The organism is Leifsonia sp. KNZ13-11D (genome assembly GCF_056754895.1).
Genome location: NZ_JBPGWU010000001.1, coordinates 2,306,074 through 2,321,895 on the forward strand (window position 1 = coordinate 2,306,074; position 15,822 = coordinate 2,321,895).

Consider the following 15,822-nt stretch of genomic DNA (forward strand, 5'->3'; position numbering starts at 1 on the left):
CCGCCGGGCCTAGGCGCGGATGAGGACGGTCCCGGCGACCTTGTCGTGGAAGCCGCGCTGGTCGGAGTCCCAGACGAGGGCCGGGATCGCGAGACAGAGCAGCACCGTGCGCACCACCGGCCGCCACACGCCGACCCAGCCGCCGCGCAGTGCGACGACGCGCATCCCGAACACCCGGTGGCCGATGCTGCCGCCGATGGTGGGGATGAAGACGATCTGCAGAAGGGCGAACAGGCCGATCGTCGCCCACGAGTCGTAGCGGAAGAACGCGAACGACAGGAACGACGCCAGGGCCCAGTCGAGCCCGATCGCGCCGATGCGACGGCCGACCCGGCCGACCGATCGCGGACCCGATTCGGGAAGGCCCAGCCGCTCCCCCGGGTAGCGGCTGGGGGCGACGTCGCCGGGGCGGCTGGCGGAGTTCTGCGGCACCGGGTGAGTCTATCGAGCCGCGCGGGGCGCATCCTGAGCGGATACATGCCAGGGGTACCCGTAACATGCCCGAAACATTTGCGTCACCCCGGGGAAACGGCCTCCCCCTAGCGTGGACGAGTGGGCTGCACGCGCAGTCCGGTCACCCGCAAAGCCATTGGGAGTCGTCTGCATGTTCCGTGATTCTTCCGAGGTGCTCAAGTTCATCAAGGACACCGACGTCAAGTTCCTTGATATCCGCTTCACCGACCTTCCCGGTGTGCAGCAGCACTTCAACATCCCCGCCGCTACCGTCGACGAGGAGTTCTTCTCCGTCGGCCAGCTCTTCGACGGCTCCTCGATCCGAGGCTTCGCGTCGATCCACGAGTCCGACATGCAGCTCATTCCGGACGTCTCCACCGCCTACATCGACCCGTTCCGCGCCGAGCGCACGCTGATCATGGTGTTCGACATCTACAACCCGCGCAACGGGGAGATCTACGCGAAGGACCCGCGCCAGGTCGCCAAGAAGGCGGAGAAGTACCTCGCCTCCACCGGTATCGCCGACACCGCGTACTTCGCACCGGAGGCCGAGTTCTACATCTTCGACGACGTCCGCTACGAGGTGAAGCAGAACTCGAGCTTCTACTCCGTGGACTCCGAGGAGGGCGCCTGGAACTCGGGCCGCGTCGAAGAGGGCGGCAACCTGGGCAACAAGACCCCGTACAAGGGCGGCTACTTCCCGGTCAGCCCGGTCGACAAGCAGGCCGACCTTCGCGACGACATCTCGCTCAAGCTGATCGAGGCCGGACTGATCCTCGAGCGCGCGCACCACGAGGTGGGCACCGGCGGCCAGGCCGAGATCAACTACCGCTTCGACACGATGGTCCACGCGGCGGATGACATCCTCAAGTTCAAGTACATCGTCAAGAACACCGCCAACGAGTGGGGCAAGACGGCCACGTTCATGCCGAAGCCCCTGTTCGGCGACAACGGCTCGGGCATGCACACGCACCAGTCGCTGTGGAACGACGGCAAGCCGCTGTTCTACGACGAGGCCGGCTACGGCGGCCTGTCGGACATCGCGCGCTGGTACATCGGCGGCCTCCTCAAGCACGCCCCGGCCGTGCTCGCCTTCACGAACCCCACGGTGAACTCGTTCCACCGCCTGGTCCCCGGCTTCGAGGCCCCGGTCAACCTGGTCTACTCGGCCGGCAACCGCTCGGCGTCGATCCGCATCCCGATCACGGGCAGCAACCCGAAGGCGAAGCGCATCGAGTTCCGCGCGCCCGACGCCTCCGGCAACCCGTACCTCGCGTTCGCAGCGCAGCTGATGGCCGGTCTCGACGGCATCAAGAACCGCATCGAGCCGCACGAGCCGGTCGACAAGGACCTCTACGAGCTCCCGCCCGAGGAGGCGCGCAACATCCCGCAGGTGCCGGCGTCGCTCAGCGAGGCCCTCGACGCGCTCGAGGCCGACCACGACTTCCTCACCGCGGGCGGCGTGTTCACCCCGGAGCTCATCGAGACGTGGATCGAGTACAAGCGCGAGAAGGAGATCAAGCCCCTCGCGCAGCGCCCGCACCCGTTCGAGTACGAGCTGTACTACGGCGTCTGAGCCGAGCGCTCACGAAGCACGAGAGGGCCGCATCCCGCACGGGATGCGGCCCTCTCGCCGTTCCGGAACTTTTTTCGAGACCGCTGTCGACCTTTCCCTCCCCCGTTCGACACGATGGTAGGAGGGTGCGTCCGAAGCACCCCGGACGTGAGGGAGACTCCCATGAAGTACATGCTGATCATGCGCTCGAACGACGCCGCCAAAGAGGCTTACAAGGAGATGGACTTCAACGAGGTCATCACCCGGATGGGCCAGTACAACGAGCAGCTGATCGCGGCCGGCGTGCTGCTGGCGGGCGACGGGCTCGCGGACGACATCGCCGAGACCGGGTTCGTGGTCGACTTCTCGTCGACGCCTCCCGCCATCACCGACGGCCCCTACGGGGAGACGCACGAGCTGTTCAACGGCTTCTGGATTCTCGAGGTCAGCTCGAAGGAGGAGGCCGCCGAGTGGGCGAGCCGCTGCCCACTGGGCCCCGGGTCGAAGCTGGAGGTGCGGCGCGTCACCGATGAGAGCGACTTCGCCGCCTTCGCCGACAACGAGTACCTGCAGAAGGAGGCCGAGTGGCGCGAGGCCGCCAAGAAGGCCTGAGCTGTTCGAGCGGGGCGCAGGACCGGAGCAGCACACCATGCACGACATCCCGGCGAGGATCGACGCCGTCTGGCGCATCGACGGCGCGCGCGTCGTCGCGACCCTGGCGAAGGCGACCGGCGACGTCGGCCTCGCCGAGGATCTCGCCCAGGAGGCGCTGGTGGAGGCGCTGAAGCAGTGGCCGAGGGACGGCGTGCCCGCCAACCCGGGCGGCTGGCTCACCGCGGTCGCGAAACGCCGCGCCATCGACCACTGGCGCCGGCGGGAGCGTCTCGACGACCGCTACCGGTCGATGGCGTCCGCCCTGGAGGAGACCGTCGAGGATGCGTGGGAGCCGATCGACGACGACGTGCTGCGACTGGTCTTCACGGCCTGCCATCCCGCGCTCTCGCGGGAGGGTCAGGTCGCGCTGACGCTGCGCATCGTCGCGGGCCTCAGTACGGCGGAGATCGCACGGATGTACTTCGTCCCGGTCGCGACGGTGCAGCAGCGCATCGTGCGGGCCAAGAAGACCATCCACGCCGCGCGCATCCCCTTCTCCGCTCCCGAGCCGGCCGAGTGGAAGGAGCGGCTCGCCGGCGTGCTCAGCGTCGTGTACCTCGTCTTCACCGAGGGGTACGCCGCGACCACGGGGCGCGAGTGGATGCGCGCGGACCTGGCCAACGAAGCGCTCCGGCTCGGGCGGATGGTCGCCGCGCTGCTCCCCCGCGAGCCCGAGGCGCATGCCCTGGTGGCGCTGATGGAGTTCCAGGCCGCGCGTTTCCCCGCGCGCACCCGGCCGGACGGGACGCCGGTGCTGCTCACCGAGCAGGACCGCACGCGCTGGGACCGCGCGCAGATCCAGCGCGCGCGGGCGGCCCTCGCGCGGGCCGACGCACTGGGCCGGGGGCGCGGACCGTACGCGTTGCAGGCGGCGATCGCCGAAGTGCACGCCCTCGCGCCGAGCGCGGAGCGGACGGACTGGGACCGCATCGTGCTGCTCTACGAAGCGCTCGGACGCATCGCGCCGAGCCCGGTCGTCGAACTGAACAGGGCTGCAGCCGTCTCCATGGCGACGGGTCCCGCGAACGCCCTGCTCATCGCCGACGAGCTTGCCGCGCGCGGTGCGCTCGGGGGCTCGCACCTGCTGCCCAGCGTCCGCGGCGAGCTGCTCGCCCAGCTCGGGCGGACCGAGGAGGCGGTGGCAGAGCTCACCACGGCCGCACGTCTCGCCGGGAACGAGCGCGAACGGCAGGTGCTGCTCGACAAGGCCGACCGGCTGCGGCACGGCTGACGCCGCGGACCGGCCTCAGGCACGGCGCGACCGACGGCCGCGCTAGGCGGTGGTCGCCGGCCGCTGCGGCAGCCCGTAGAAGGCCCGCTCGAACACCGCACGCGCACGACGCGTCACCGCCAGGTAGTCCTCCTCCAGACGGCTGGCCGAACCCGGCGGGTACTCCAGCAGCCGCGCGACGCCGTCGAGCGCGACGCGGTCGGCCGGCAGCACGTCGGCGGTCTTGTTCGTCCAGAGGGTCATCGCCGAGCGGGTGCGCGAGGCGAAGACCCAGGCGTCCCGGAGCCGTGCCGCATCCTCCTCGGAGATGAAACCGTGCGCGGTCGCCGCGGCCAGGGCATCCAGCGTCGACGGTGTCCGCAGGTCGGGGACGGCGGCGGCGTGCTGCAACTGGATGAGCTGGACGAACCACTCCACGTCGCTGAGCGAGCCGCGGCCGAGCTTCAGGTGCCGCGACGGGTCGGCGCCCTGCGGGAGCCGCTCGTTTTCGACGCGCGCCTTGATGCGCTTCACCTCGCGCACCTCCTGCTCGCCGATGGCCGACGGATAGCGCACCTCATCCGCGAGCTGCTCGAAGTCCGCGAGGAGCGACGCATCGCCGGCGACACCCCGCGCGCGAAGGAGAGCCTGCGCCTCCCACGTCAGCGACCAGCGCCGGTAGTAGGCGCGGTACGACTCCAGCGAGCGGACGGGCGGCCCGTTCTTGCCCTCCGGCCGCAGGCCGATGTCGAGGTCGAGCGGAAGGCGGTTGTCGTCCGTGAGACGGTTCAGCTCCGAGACGATCGCGAGAGCGCTCCGGTTCGCGGCTTCCTGCTCGGCCGCGAGCGGACGGAACACGTACATGACGTCGGCGTCGGAGCCGAAGCCGAGCTCGCGTCCACCGAACCGCCCCATCCCGATGACGGCGAACTCCAGCTGGTCGCCGTCGTCACGGGACGCGCGGATCGCCTGGAGCACGCCCGCGATCGTGTTCTCGGTGACGTCGCTCAGACCGTGGGCGAGCTCCTCGATGGTGGCGAAGCCGAGGATGCCGGAGACGGCGAGCCGCAGGATCTCGCGCCGCCGCATGGCCCGCAGGGCCACCGCGGCGGTGTCGACCGACTCGTGGCGGGCCAGGATCGCGGCCGTCTCCTCGCGGAGGAGCGCTGCAGGCCGCGGACGCAGTTCGTCCTCGGACTCCAGCCAGGCGACGGACTCGGGGATGCTGCCGAGCAGCTCCCCGGCGAAGCGCGACCCGGCCAGGATGCGCGTGAGCCGTTCCGCGGCACCGGTCGAGTCGCGCAGCATCCGCAGGTACCAGTGGGTGCTGCCGAGTTCTTCGCTGAGCCGGCGGAAGGTGAGGAGCCCGTAGTCGGGATCAGGACCGGCGGCGAACCACTGCAGCATCACCGGGAGCAGGTGCCGCTGGATCGTCGCGCGCCGCGAGACGCCGGACGTGAGTGCGGCGATGTGCGCCAGCGCGCCGCGCGGGTCGCGGAAGCCGATGGCCGCGAGACGGGCCTCCGCCTGGGCGCTGGTGAGTCCGGCTCCCCCGGCGAGGCGGGCGTCGTCGGCCGGCGTGGCCGCGACGGCGCTGAGCAGCGGCCGGTAGAACAGCCTCTCGTGCAGCCCGCGCACGCGGTGCTTGATCGCGTTCCAGGTGACGAGGAGCTGGTCGGCATTCGGGGCGAGACCTGTCGCACGGGCCAGGATGCGCACATCCGCCTCGTCACGCGGCATGAGGTGCGTGCGGGTCAGCCTCCGCAGCTGGAGCCGGTGCTCCATGAGGCGCAGCGCCCGGTAGTCCTGCGAGAACATCGCCGATTCCTCGCGCCCGACATAGCCTTGCGCCGCCAGCGCGCCGAGGGCGGAGAGCGTGTCGCGCTGCCGCACCTGGTCGTCGGTCTGGCCGTGGACGAGCTGCAGCAGCTGGACCGTGAACTCCACGTCGCGCAGTCCGCCCGGACCGAGCTTCAGCTGGTAGTGCACCTCATCGTCGGGGATGTGGTCGGTGACGCGCTCGCGCATCCGCTGCACCGACTCGACGAAGTTCTCGCGGGAGGCGCTGCTCCACACCTTCGGCGCCAGCGCCTCGACGTAGCGGTCGCCGAGGGACCGGTCGCCGGCGAGCGGCCGGGCCTTCAGCAGCGCCTGGAACTCCCAGCCCTTCGCCCACCGGTCGTAGTACGCGATGTGGGACTCCAGGGTTCGGACGAGCGCGCCGTCCTTGCCCTCGGGGCGCAGGTTCGGGTCGACCTCCCACAGCCCCGGCTCGATGGCCGGCTCGTGAATGCCGCGCATGGTGAGCATCGCGAGCCGCGTGGCGATGTCGACGGCGCGGCCCGGCTCCAGCCCGACCTCCTCGACGCCCTCCGTGACGAAGATCACGTCGACGTCGCTGAGGTAGTTGAGCTCCCTGGCGCCTGCCTTGCCCATCCCGATCACAGCGAGCGGGGTGGCGCGCACCTGGTCGGCCGGGAAGCGGCCGGGCCCGCTGCCGGAGACCATCCGACGTGCGACGGCGAGCGACGCCTCCAGTGCGGCGGCCGCCAGGTCGCTGAGCGCCGCGGCGACCGCGTCGAAGCCAGCCACCGGGTCGTCCTGCCCGAGGTCGAAGCCCGCCAGCTGCACGAGCCGGCGGCGGTAGCGGATGCGCAGGGCCGTCCATGCGCTCTCATCGTCGGTGGCCGCGACGCCGTCCACCGCGCCGACGGCTTCGAGGAGGTCGTCGCGCACCTCGTCCGCGGTGGGCAGCGTGTCGACGGGATGCGCGAGCGCGGTCAGCTCCGCCGGCTGCCGCAGGAAGAACTCCGCGACACCCTCCGACGCCCCGATGACCCGGAACAGCCGGCGTGCGTCCTCCTCCGAGCCCAGCGCGGCCGCCGCCTCCGCGGGGGCCTGGCGCAGCAGCCGAAGGGCGGCGGTGAGCGCCGTGTCCGGGTCGGCGGCGACGGAGATCGCCGCGAGGAGTGCCTCGGCGGGGAGGCCGGTCTGCTCGGCGAGCTGGTCCAGCTCGTCGCGGACCGAACTCAACCCCACGAACCCGGCGCGCGCCAGGGACGTGAGGGAGAGCTGCTGCTGCCGCGTCACGACGTACGGGTCAGAGGATCTCGAGATTGGACCGCAGCTCGTAGGGGGTGACCTGAGCACGGTACTCGGACCATTCGCGGCGCTTGTTGAGCAGCACGTAGTTGAAGGCCTGCTCCCCCAGCGTCTCGGCGACCAGCTCGGACTCCTCCATCAGGGAGATGGCGTGGTCGAGGCTGGCCGGCAGCTGGCTGTAGCCGAGGGCGCGCCGCTCCCCGTCGGAGAGCGCCCACACGTTGTCCTCCGCCTCGGGCGGCAGCTCGTACTGGCCCTCGATGCCCTTGAGTCCGGCGGCGAGCAGCAGCGAGAACGCCAGGTAGGGGTTCGCGGCGGAGTCCATGGCGCGGTACTCGACGCGCGAGCTCTGCCCCTTGTTCGGCTTGTAGAGGGGGACGCGCACCAGCGCGGACCGGTTGTTGTGGCCCCAGCTGACGAAGCTGGGCGCCTCGTCGCCGCCCCACAGCCGCTTGTAGGAGTTGACGAACTGGTTCGTGACGGCGGTGATCTCCGGCGCGTGCCGCAGGAGACCTGCGATGAAGTGGCGGCCGATCTTGGAGAGCTGGTACTGCGCGCCCGGCTCGAAGAAGGCGTTGGTGTCGCCCTCGAACAGCGACATGTGGGTGTGCATTCCGGAGCCCGGGTGGCCCTGGAGCGGCTTCGGCATGAAGGTCGCGTACACGCCCTGCTCGATCGCCACCTCCTTGATCACCGTGCGGAACGTCATGATGTTGTCCGCGGTGGTGAGCGCGTCGGCGTAGCGCAGGTCGATCTCGTTCTGGCCGGGCCCCGCTTCGTGGTGGCTGAACTCGACCGAGATGCCGAGGTCTTCGAGCATCCGCACAGATCGGCGGCGGAAGTCGTGCGCGGTGCCGCCGGGGACGTTGTCGAAGTACCCGGCGGAGTCGACGGGCTCGGGGCCCTCCGCGCCGAACGCCGACGACTTGAGCAGGTAGAACTCGATCTCGGGATGCGTGTAGAAGGTGAAGCCGCGATCGGCCGCCTTCTCGAGCGTCCGCTTGAGCACGTTGCGCGGGTCGGAGACGGCGGGCTGGCCGTCGGGCGTCGTGATGTCGCAGAACATGCGCGCGGTCGGGTCGATCTCGCCGCGCCACGGCAGGATCTGGAACGTCGTCGCGTCCGGCAGCGCCAGCAGGTCGGACTCGTAGGCGCGCGTCAGGCCCTCGATGGCGGACCCGTCGAAGCCGAGGCCCTCGCTGAACGCTCCCTCGACCTCGGCCGGGGCGATGGCGACGGACTTGAGGGTGCCCACGACATCGGTGAACCACAGCCTCACGAACTTGACGCCACGCTCCTCGATCGTGCGAAGAACGAAGTCGCGCTGCTTGTCCATCCTGCCCCTTTCGTCGGCCGCTCCCAGACTACTGGCTACGGGGCGGTCGCGACCGCGATCGGCACGCGGGCCCACGTCTCGCCGTCACTAGACTGGCCGCATGAGTGAGCAGTCACCGGTGCCCTCCGTCCATCCCACGACCTCGTCGATGCAGGCGCTGAAGCGGGTGCGCACCCGCCACTTCCAGGCGGCGAAGGAGGAGGGCGCCCCGTTCACCGGGCTGACCAGCTACGACATGCTGACGGCGCAGATCTTCGACGAAGCCGGGATCGACTTCCTGCTGGTCGGCGACTCGGCCGGCAACAACGTCCTCGGCTACGACACCACCCTCCCGGTGACGGTGGACGATCTCATCCCGCTCACCCGGGCCGTCGCCGGAGCCGTCAAGCGCGCGTTCGTGGTCGCGGACATGCCGTTCGGCTCGTACGAGACAGGCCCGCTGGAGGCATTGCACACCGCCGTCCGTTTCATGAAGGAGACGGGCGCGCACGCCGTCAAGCTGGAGGGCGGGCGGCGCAGCGCGGAGCAGATCCGCCGCATCGTGGATGCGGGCATCCCGGTGATGGCGCACATCGGCTTCACCCCGCAGAGCGAGCACGGCCTCGGCGGTCACCTCGTGCAGGGTCGCGGTCAGGCGGCGGAGGACCTCCTCGCCGACGCGCATGCGGTCGAGGACGCGGGAGCGTTCGCGGTCGTGCTCGAGATGGTCCCGGCCGACGTCGCGAAGCGCGTCACCGAGGAACTGCGCATCCCGACCGTCGGAGTCGGCGCGGGCCCTCACGTCGACGGTCAGCTGCTGGTGTGGACGGATTGGGCCGGCTTCACCACGGGCCGCGTCCCGCGCTTCGTCAAGCAGTACGCCGACCTGAAGACGGTGCTGTCGGATGCGGCGCGTGCCTACAAGGCGGACGTCCAGGGCGGAGCGTTCCCCACCCAGGAGCACAGCTTCTAGCAGCTGTGCCCTGACGGATCCTTCCGGCGGCTGGTCCTAGCGGTTGTCGGCCGCGTCCTCCTCGGCCCACTTGGCGGAGTTCTCGCGGAGCTTCTCGAGCGCGTGCTCGGCCTCCTCGCGGGTGTCGAACGGGCCGACGCGGTTCGGCGCGGGCGACAGGAAGCCCTGCTCGACCTCGCCGGTCTTCATGTTGTACCAGTACTTGTGCTCGGCGTCCTGCTTGATGCCGTACTCGTCGCTCGTCATAGAGTTGATCGTATGCCCAAGGATTCCGCCGGTCACCTCATCCCCGGCCGCGTCAGCGCGATGCGCCCGGTGCCGAGCCGCATCCCGCGGCCGGAGTACGTCGGGCGGCCCGGACCCGCGCCGGCAACGCGCGGCGACGTGTACACGCCCGACGAGGTGGAGCTGATCCGCCAGTCCGGACGGATCGCCGCGCAGGCGATCGAAGCGGTCGGCGCGGCGGTGCGGCCCGGCGTCACGACCGAGGAGCTGGACGCGATCGGGCACGAGTTCCTGCTCGCCCACGACGCCTACCCCTCGACCCTCGGCTACCGCGGCTACCCCAAGTCGATCTGCAGCTCGGTCAACGAGGTCGTGTGCCACGGCATCCCCGACGACACGGTGCTAGGGGACGGCGACATCGTGAACATCGACATCACGGCGTACAAGAACGGCTTCCACGGCGACAGCAACCAGACCTTCGTAGCCGGGACCGCCTCCGAGGAGGTCGCCCAGCTCGTCGAGCGCACGCGCGAGGCCCTCAACCGCGGCATCAAGGCGGTCGCACCCGGTCGTCAGATCAACGTGATCGGACGCGCCATCGAGTCGTACGCGAAGCGGTTCGGCTACGGGGTGGTGCGCGACTTCACCGGCCACGGCGTGGGCGCGTCCTTCCACTCGGGGCTCATCATCCCCCACTACGACGCGGCCCCTGCCTACGACGACCTGATGGAGCCCGGGATGGTGTTCACCATCGAGCCGATGCTCACGCTCGGCACGCACGAGTGGGAGATGTGGGCCGACGACTGGACCGTCGTCACCCGCGACCGCAGCATCACCGCGCAGTTCGAGCACACGCTCGTGGTCACCGAGCGCGGGGCCGAGATCCTCACCCTCGCCTGACCGGTCGCGCGGCGCGGTAGATTCGGAGCATGACTTCGCAGAAGCACGCGATCGGCATCGACATCGGCGGCACGGGGATCAAGGGGGCTCTGGTCGATCTGTCGACCGGCGAGCTCCTCAGCGACCGGGTGAAGCTCCCCACCCCGGCCGGGGGCAAGCCCGACGACATCGTGGAGACGACGAAGGAGATCGTCGGCCAGCTGGCCGCCGAGGAGCCGGACGCCCCGGTCGGCGTCTGCTTCCCCGCCATCGTCAGCCACGGAGTCACCCTCTCGGCCGCCAACGTCGCCAAGGACTGGATCGGCCTCCACGCGGAGAACCTGTTCGAGAAGGCGCTCGGGCGCGACATCCACTTCGTCAACGACGCCGACGCCGCCGGGTACGCCGAGACGCGCTTCGGCGCGGCCAAGGGCAAGGACGGCCTGGTCATCATGACCACGCTCGGCACCGGCATCGGGTCCGCGCTCATCTACGACGGCATCCTCATCCCGAACGCCGAGCTCGGCCACCTGGAGATCGACGGCCACGACGCGGAGTCGCGCGCGGCCTACTCGGCCAAGGAGCGCGAGGACCTCAGCTGGGAGAAGTGGGCGAAGCGCCTGCAGAAGTACTACTCGACCGTCGAGTTCCTCTTCACACCGGACCTCTTCATCGTCGGCGGCGGCGTCTCGAAGAACTACCAGGAGTTCCTGCCGCTGCTGAAGCTCAAGACGCCGATCGTCCCGGCGGTGCACCGCAACAACGCGGGCATCCTGGGCGCTGCGGCCCTGGCTGTCCGCGGCGAGCGCCGGGACCGCGGCGAGCGCGGCCGCAGCGGCGAGGTCGGCACGCCCGACGACGTGCCTGCGCCCGCGCCGGCCTGACGAGTTCGCGGATGCGCCTGCGGCGGCCGGGCGATGAGCGTGCCTGCGACGAAAAGGGAATGGGCCGGCTGATACGCCGGGTTCTGTCACGGTGCCGAAGCACCGCGGACGGCCATCTATCTCGGGACGACGTCACCGCCGCCCTCCAGCGGTCTACCCGGGGACGAGACGAGCAGCCTCATGGTCCCCTGTGCGACCTTGCTCCGGGCGAGGTTTACCCAGCCGGCCGGGTCACCCCGGCCGCTGGTGGTCTCTTACACCACCGTTTCACCCTTACCGGGGACTCTCGTCCCCGGCGGTCTGCTTTCTGTTGCACTTTCTCGCGGGTTGCCCCGGGTGGGTGTTACCCACCGCCCTGCTCTGCGGAGCCCGGACGTTCCTCGGCGGCCCGCTGACGCGGACCGACGCGACCGTCTTGCCGACCCATTCCGGCCTCAACCCTAGCGCAGGGGCGGCCGGTCGACGCTCGGCGCTCACCGGTCGCCGGTCGCCGCTCAGAGCCCGGAGTCCTCCCCGCGAACGAGGATGGCGCCGCTGTCGGGGCAGAGCACGACGTCGTCGGCCGCCGCGCGACGGATCTCGGAGAGGTCGGACTCGGTGAGCTTCACGTTGGACCCGAGCGAGACGCCCCGGACCAGCGCCGCCGCTCCGATGCCGTACCGCGCCCGCTGCCGCTCGTACAGTTCGATGAGGTCGGCCGGCAGCACCTCGGCGATCGTGGCCCGATCGGTGGCAGCTGCCGTGCGCTGCGCTTCGAGTCTGCCCGCCTCCTCGTCGCGCTGCGCCTCGAGGGCGGAGACCCGGCCGTCGAGCTCCGCGCGCTCGGCCTCGACGGCGGCGAGCGCCTCCTCCAGCGTCTCGACGCGCTCCATGACGGTGAGCTCGATCTCCTCCAGGTCGTCCTTGCGCTTGGCGAGGGAGGCCAGCTCGGCCTCGAGCGCCTGCACGTCCTTCACCGAGGAGGTCTGCTGCACGCGGTCGCTGTCGCGCTTGACGCGCGCCTCGACGACTTCGACGTCCGACTCGACGCGCTTCAGCTCGGCCCGGGCGTCTTCCAGCTCGCCGGTGGCGGCGATCCACCGGGCGCGCAGGGCTTCGATCTCGGGCTGCAGCTTCGCCAGCTCGACGGACTGCGGCAGGTTCTTCGTGGCGTGCGCGAGCTGGGCCAGGCGCGTGTCCGCGGACTGCAGGCGCAGGAGCTCGTTCTGATCGGCGGGGCTGGCTTTCACGATGCGGTGCTTCTTTCGTGCGAGGTGTCGCCGGACGACGTGTCGGCGTGCGGGCTGTCGGGATGCGGGATGGCGGAGGGCGCGGCGGCCGCCCCCGGCGTGATCGGGTGCGTGGCGCTCATTGCAGGATCGCGAAGTCCCAGGGGTCGGTGCGCAGCTCGCTGACGGCGACCTCCACTCCGGGGAGCGCCTCCCGGAGCTGGTCGGCGGCCGTGTCGAGCCAGAGCCACTCGCTCGCCCAGTGCGACACGTCGAGCAGCGCAGGCCCGCCACCGAGAGCCGCCTGCTCGCGTGCCTCCGACGCCGGGTGGTGCCGCAGGTCGGCCGTGATGTAGACGTCCGCCTCGCGCACGGCGGGCGAGGCGAGCAGAGAGTCGCCCGCGCCGCCGCAGACCGCGACCCGGGACACCGGCTGATGGTAGTCGCCCGCCGCACGCACTCCCCCGGCGGTCGGAGGGAGCAGCTCGGCGACGGCTCGTGCGAGCTGGCCGAGGGTGGTCGGCTGCGCCAGATCGCCCACCCGGCCGATGCCGGTGACGTCGTCGGCCGCAGGCGAGATGGGACGCGCGTCGCGCAGACCCAGCCGCGCGGCGAGCACATCGCTGGTGCCGCCGGCGACCACGTCCGCCGTCGTGTGCGCGGCGTAGAGCGCGACATCGCCCCGGATGAGCCGGGACAGCAGCGCACCCTTGTAGCGGTCCTCCGCCACTGTGGTGACCCCGCGGAGCAGCAGCGGATGATGCGCGATCAGCAGGTCGGCATCCGTGTCCACAGCCTCGTCGACGGTCGCCGCGACGGCATCGACGGCGAGCAGGATGCGCTCGATCGTCGCCGCTGGATCGCCTGCCACCAGCCCGGACGCGTCCCAGTTCTCGGCACCGGCGAGCGGCCAGAGCTGCTCGAGGGTGTCGCGGACGGAGGCGAGGGTGTGAGGCACGTCGATCAGCCTACGGGATGCCCATTCCCGCCGAACCCGCCGGATCGGTTCTGTGGAGAACGCGCGGGCTGTGGAGGGATCGGCCGTCGCTGCCGATCGGCCACCGGCCGATCAGCCGGCCAGGCGCCCCGCCTCGTCAGCGCGCTCCTGACGCCGGATCGCGGGCGACGCGGACACGAGTGCGCCGAAGAGCCCGATCGCCAGCGCGGCCACCACCCCGATGTTGCTCGTCCCGATGCCCGCACCGGGGTCGATCCCGATGAGCCGGAAGAGGTAACCCTCCCACGCGAGCCACGGCAGCGGCGAGCTGATCGCGCCGGCTCCGACGACCGTCGCCAGGACCAGCAGTGCGACGTTGATCCAGCGCCAGTCGGGGTAGACGCCGCCCCGGACGAGCAGCGACGCCTGATGGAATCGCCGGGTCCGCAGCATCATCTCGCCCGAGAAGATCCCCACCCACGCGGCGACCGGTACCGACAGCGCGGTCGGCACCCCGCGCACGACCGACGAGAGGTCGGTGACCGTGGCCGCCAGCACGGCCCCGACGACCGCGATCGCCGTCCCCGCGACGAGGGTGCTCCAGCGGCGGCCGAGGCGGACGCCCGCAGCGTCGAGCGTGAACCCGGCCGAGTAGACGGTGAGCACCAGCGCGGAGATCAGCGAGAGCCCGACGGCGAGCAGCAGCGGGACGGGGTACCAGGCGGGAAGCCCGAGCATGGTCAGCGCCGCGACCGGGTCGTGCGCGAGCTCCTCGGCCAGGCTCGGTCGCGAGGCGGCGAGCAGGCCGCCGTAGGAGACGAGGACGAACGGGGGCACGCCCGCGCCGAACGTCGCCCACAGCATGGCGGCGCCGCCCGACGAGAGCGGGCGCTGGTAGCGGGCCACCTCCGCGCTGCTCATCGCCCACGCGAGGCCCACATAGCTGAACACCAGCACGGCTCCCGTGACGACGTGGGTCCAGAACGCGTCCGGGACAGCGAGCGCACGCGACACATCCACGTGCCGCCAGGTCGCCGTCACCATCAGAGCGATCAGCACCGCCGACGCGATGGTGAGCACCAGCTGCACCCGGGCGACCAGCCGGTAGCCGGTGTACGCGATCAGTACGGCGAGCGCGATCGTGACGATCAGCGCGCTCACCGTCGCGCCCGCCGCATCCCCCGGCCACCCCTCTGCGGCGGTCAGCGATCCTGCGGCCGAGCCGGCGAGCCACAGCAGCACCGAGCCCCAGAACAGCTTCACGAGCAGGGCGAGCACGGTCGGGATGAGGTTGCCGCGCATCCCGAACGACGCCCGCGACACCACCATCGTCGGCTGGCCGCTCCACTTGCCGGCCAGGGTGCCGAGTCCGAGCGGGAGGAACGAGAGGGCCACGCCGACGAGCGTGGCGACGAGGAGTTGCCGCAGGCTGAGGCCGAGGACGAACAGGGTCGCGCCGACCCCGACGCTGATGAGCGAGGAGGTCCCGGCGAACCAGAGCCAGAACATGCGGGACGCCCGGCCCACCCGCTGGTCGAGCGGGGTCGGTTCGAGGTCGGCCTCCTCCGGCGTGAGGAGCCCGAGGAGGCGGTGCCGGCCGTGGGACGCAGCGCGCTCGTCGGTGCGATCTTCGGCGGGATGCGCGGCCTCGTCCAGGACGGGGAGGGGCACGTCCGGGGCTGCGGCAGCACCGGTGGCCGGTGCGGTCTCCGGCGCGGGCGCCGGCTCCGCGACGACGGGCGACGTCAGCGCGACCGAGGGCGCGACAGGCAGGACGGGCACCGGCTCGGAGTCGCGCGGCGCGACCTCGGCCGGGACGAGGTCGAGCGGCTCGGCGCGGGCGACGGGTCGGAAGGTGGGCGGGCTGACCGCCTCCGCGATGTGGTCCGGCTCCCTGACTGGCTCGGGCTCCGGCTGCGGCTCGGGGCCCACCGTCGGTTCCGCCTCCTGCACGGCGCCCGGATCGGGCACAGGCTTCGTCTCGGCGGTCACCTCACGCTGGATCGGGATGGCCGCCGTCGCCACCCACTCGCTGAACGTCGGCTCCGGCCCGGTCGCCGCGCGCCGCACCGGGAGGTCGTCGAAGCTGATCAGCTCGGTCGGGGGCCCGACCCACTCGTCCGCCGCATCCTCGTCATCGGCCCCGGAGTCCGTCTCCGAGTCCGTCTCCGAGTCCGTCTCCGAGCCCGCCGCGGTATCCGTCGCGGAATCCGCCGCATCGCCCGCCTCCCCGGCCTCGCCGGCGCGACCCCCCGGCGCCCCCGTCGCGCCCGTCCCCCGTTGCACGACGATGGGGATGGCCGAGGTGATCCGCGCGACCTCCTCCTCCAGCACACCGGCGAGCTCGTCGTCGCTGTGCCGCTCGCCGCGCGCTGTGCCGTCCATGACGCCAGACTACGACGCGGCGCGCCCCGTTCGAGAGCCCCG

14 protein-coding genes and 1 other RNA gene are annotated in these 15,822 nt (G+C 71.2%); 6 read left to right on the forward strand and 9 right to left on the reverse strand.

Annotated elements, in window-relative coordinates; genetic code table 11:
- Positions 1–9 precede the first annotated feature (9 nt).
- Positions 10–432 carry an RDD family protein gene (locus ACR9Y5_RS11505; protein WP_481298078.1) on the reverse strand — a complete coding sequence of 141 codons (423 nt, stop codon included), beginning with the start codon at positions 430–432 and terminating at the stop codon, positions 10–12.
- Positions 433–604: 172 nt separating this feature from the next.
- Between ACR9Y5_RS11505 and glnA (ACR9Y5_RS11510) the strand changes: the two genes are divergently transcribed.
- The 3 genes from glnA (ACR9Y5_RS11510) to ACR9Y5_RS11520 all read left to right on the forward strand — a co-directional run bounded on the left by glnA (ACR9Y5_RS11510) (position 605) and on the right by ACR9Y5_RS11520 (position 3,893).
- Complete coding sequence (glnA, locus tag ACR9Y5_RS11510; RefSeq protein WP_481298079.1) at positions 605–2,029, forward strand: type I glutamate--ammonia ligase; 1,425 nt, start codon at positions 605–607, stop codon at positions 2,027–2,029.
- A 162-nt stretch (positions 2,030–2,191) separates the two neighbouring features.
- A complete protein-coding gene (locus tag ACR9Y5_RS11515) occupies positions 2,192–2,620 on the forward strand; it encodes a YciI family protein (protein WP_481298080.1) in 429 nt (142 codons plus the stop codon).
- 37 nt (positions 2,621–2,657) lie between these two features.
- On the forward strand, positions 2,658–3,893 hold the full coding sequence (locus tag ACR9Y5_RS11520; protein ID WP_481298081.1) for an RNA polymerase sigma factor: 1,236 nt from the start codon (positions 2,658–2,660) through the stop codon (positions 3,891–3,893).
- 42 nt (positions 3,894–3,935) lie between these two features.
- Here ACR9Y5_RS11520 and ACR9Y5_RS11525 read toward each other — a convergent pair whose 3' ends face one another.
- Together ACR9Y5_RS11525 and glnA (ACR9Y5_RS11530) are read right to left on the reverse strand one after the other, a co-directional pair.
- Entirely contained in the window at positions 3,936–6,962 is a 3,027-nt protein-coding gene (locus ACR9Y5_RS11525; protein ID WP_481298082.1) for a bifunctional [glutamine synthetase] adenylyltransferase/[glutamine synthetase]-adenylyl-L-tyrosine phosphorylase, read from the reverse strand.
- 10 nt (positions 6,963–6,972) lie between these two features.
- Positions 6,973–8,310 carry a type I glutamate--ammonia ligase gene (gene glnA / locus ACR9Y5_RS11530; RefSeq protein ID WP_481298083.1) on the reverse strand — a complete coding sequence of 446 codons (1,338 nt, stop codon included), beginning with the start codon at positions 8,308–8,310 and terminating at the stop codon, positions 6,973–6,975.
- 100 nt (positions 8,311–8,410) lie between these two features.
- On the opposite strand from glnA (ACR9Y5_RS11530), the gene panB reads away from it, so the two are divergent.
- A complete protein-coding gene (panB, locus tag ACR9Y5_RS11535; RefSeq protein WP_481298084.1) occupies positions 8,411–9,262 on the forward strand; it encodes a 3-methyl-2-oxobutanoate hydroxymethyltransferase in 852 nt (283 codons plus the stop codon).
- Between the two features lie 36 nt (positions 9,263–9,298).
- Here the strand turns inward: panB and ACR9Y5_RS11540 are convergent, their stop codons facing one another.
- Positions 9,299–9,508 (reverse strand): SPOR domain-containing protein, encoded by a 210-nt coding sequence (locus ACR9Y5_RS11540; protein WP_285116406.1) that lies wholly within the window; start codon positions 9,506–9,508, stop codon positions 9,299–9,301.
- A gap of 12 nt (positions 9,509–9,520) precedes the next feature.
- Between ACR9Y5_RS11540 and map the strand changes: the two genes are divergently transcribed.
- Both map and ppgK read left to right on the forward strand, forming a co-directional pair.
- The gene (map, locus tag ACR9Y5_RS11545) at positions 9,521–10,387 is read left to right on the forward strand and encodes a type I methionyl aminopeptidase (protein ID WP_481298085.1); all 867 of its coding nucleotides are present in this window, start codon (positions 9,521–9,523) and stop codon (positions 10,385–10,387) included.
- A gap of 29 nt (positions 10,388–10,416) precedes the next feature.
- Positions 10,417–11,250 carry a polyphosphate--glucose phosphotransferase gene (gene ppgK, locus ACR9Y5_RS11550; RefSeq protein WP_481298086.1) on the forward strand — a complete coding sequence of 278 codons (834 nt, stop codon included), beginning with the start codon at positions 10,417–10,419 and terminating at the stop codon, positions 11,248–11,250.
- A 56-nt stretch (positions 11,251–11,306) separates the two neighbouring features.
- Here the strand turns inward: ppgK and rnpB are convergent.
- The 5 genes from rnpB to ACR9Y5_RS11575 form a co-directional block, all read right to left on the reverse strand.
- Positions 11,307–11,676, reverse strand: an RNA gene (rnpB, locus tag ACR9Y5_RS11555) — RNase P RNA component class A.
- 68 nt (positions 11,677–11,744) lie between these two features.
- The gene (locus ACR9Y5_RS11560; RefSeq protein WP_481298087.1) at positions 11,745–12,479 is read right to left on the reverse strand and encodes a zinc ribbon domain-containing protein; all 735 of its coding nucleotides are present in this window, start codon (positions 12,477–12,479) and stop codon (positions 11,745–11,747) included.
- Entirely contained in the window at positions 12,476–12,601 is a 126-nt protein-coding gene (locus tag ACR9Y5_RS11565) for a hypothetical protein (RefSeq protein ID WP_481298088.1), read from the reverse strand. Before ACR9Y5_RS11565 ends, ACR9Y5_RS11560 begins: the two co-directional genes overlap by 4 nt.
- Entirely contained in the window at positions 12,598–13,416 is an 819-nt protein-coding gene (locus ACR9Y5_RS11570) for a Nif3-like dinuclear metal center hexameric protein (protein WP_481298089.1), read from the reverse strand. Before ACR9Y5_RS11570 ends, ACR9Y5_RS11565 begins: the two co-directional genes overlap by 4 nt.
- A gap of 111 nt (positions 13,417–13,527) precedes the next feature.
- A complete protein-coding gene (locus ACR9Y5_RS11575; protein WP_481298090.1) occupies positions 13,528–15,780 on the reverse strand; it encodes a purine-cytosine permease family protein in 2,253 nt (750 codons plus the stop codon).
- Positions 15,781–15,822: the final 42 nt, after the last annotated feature.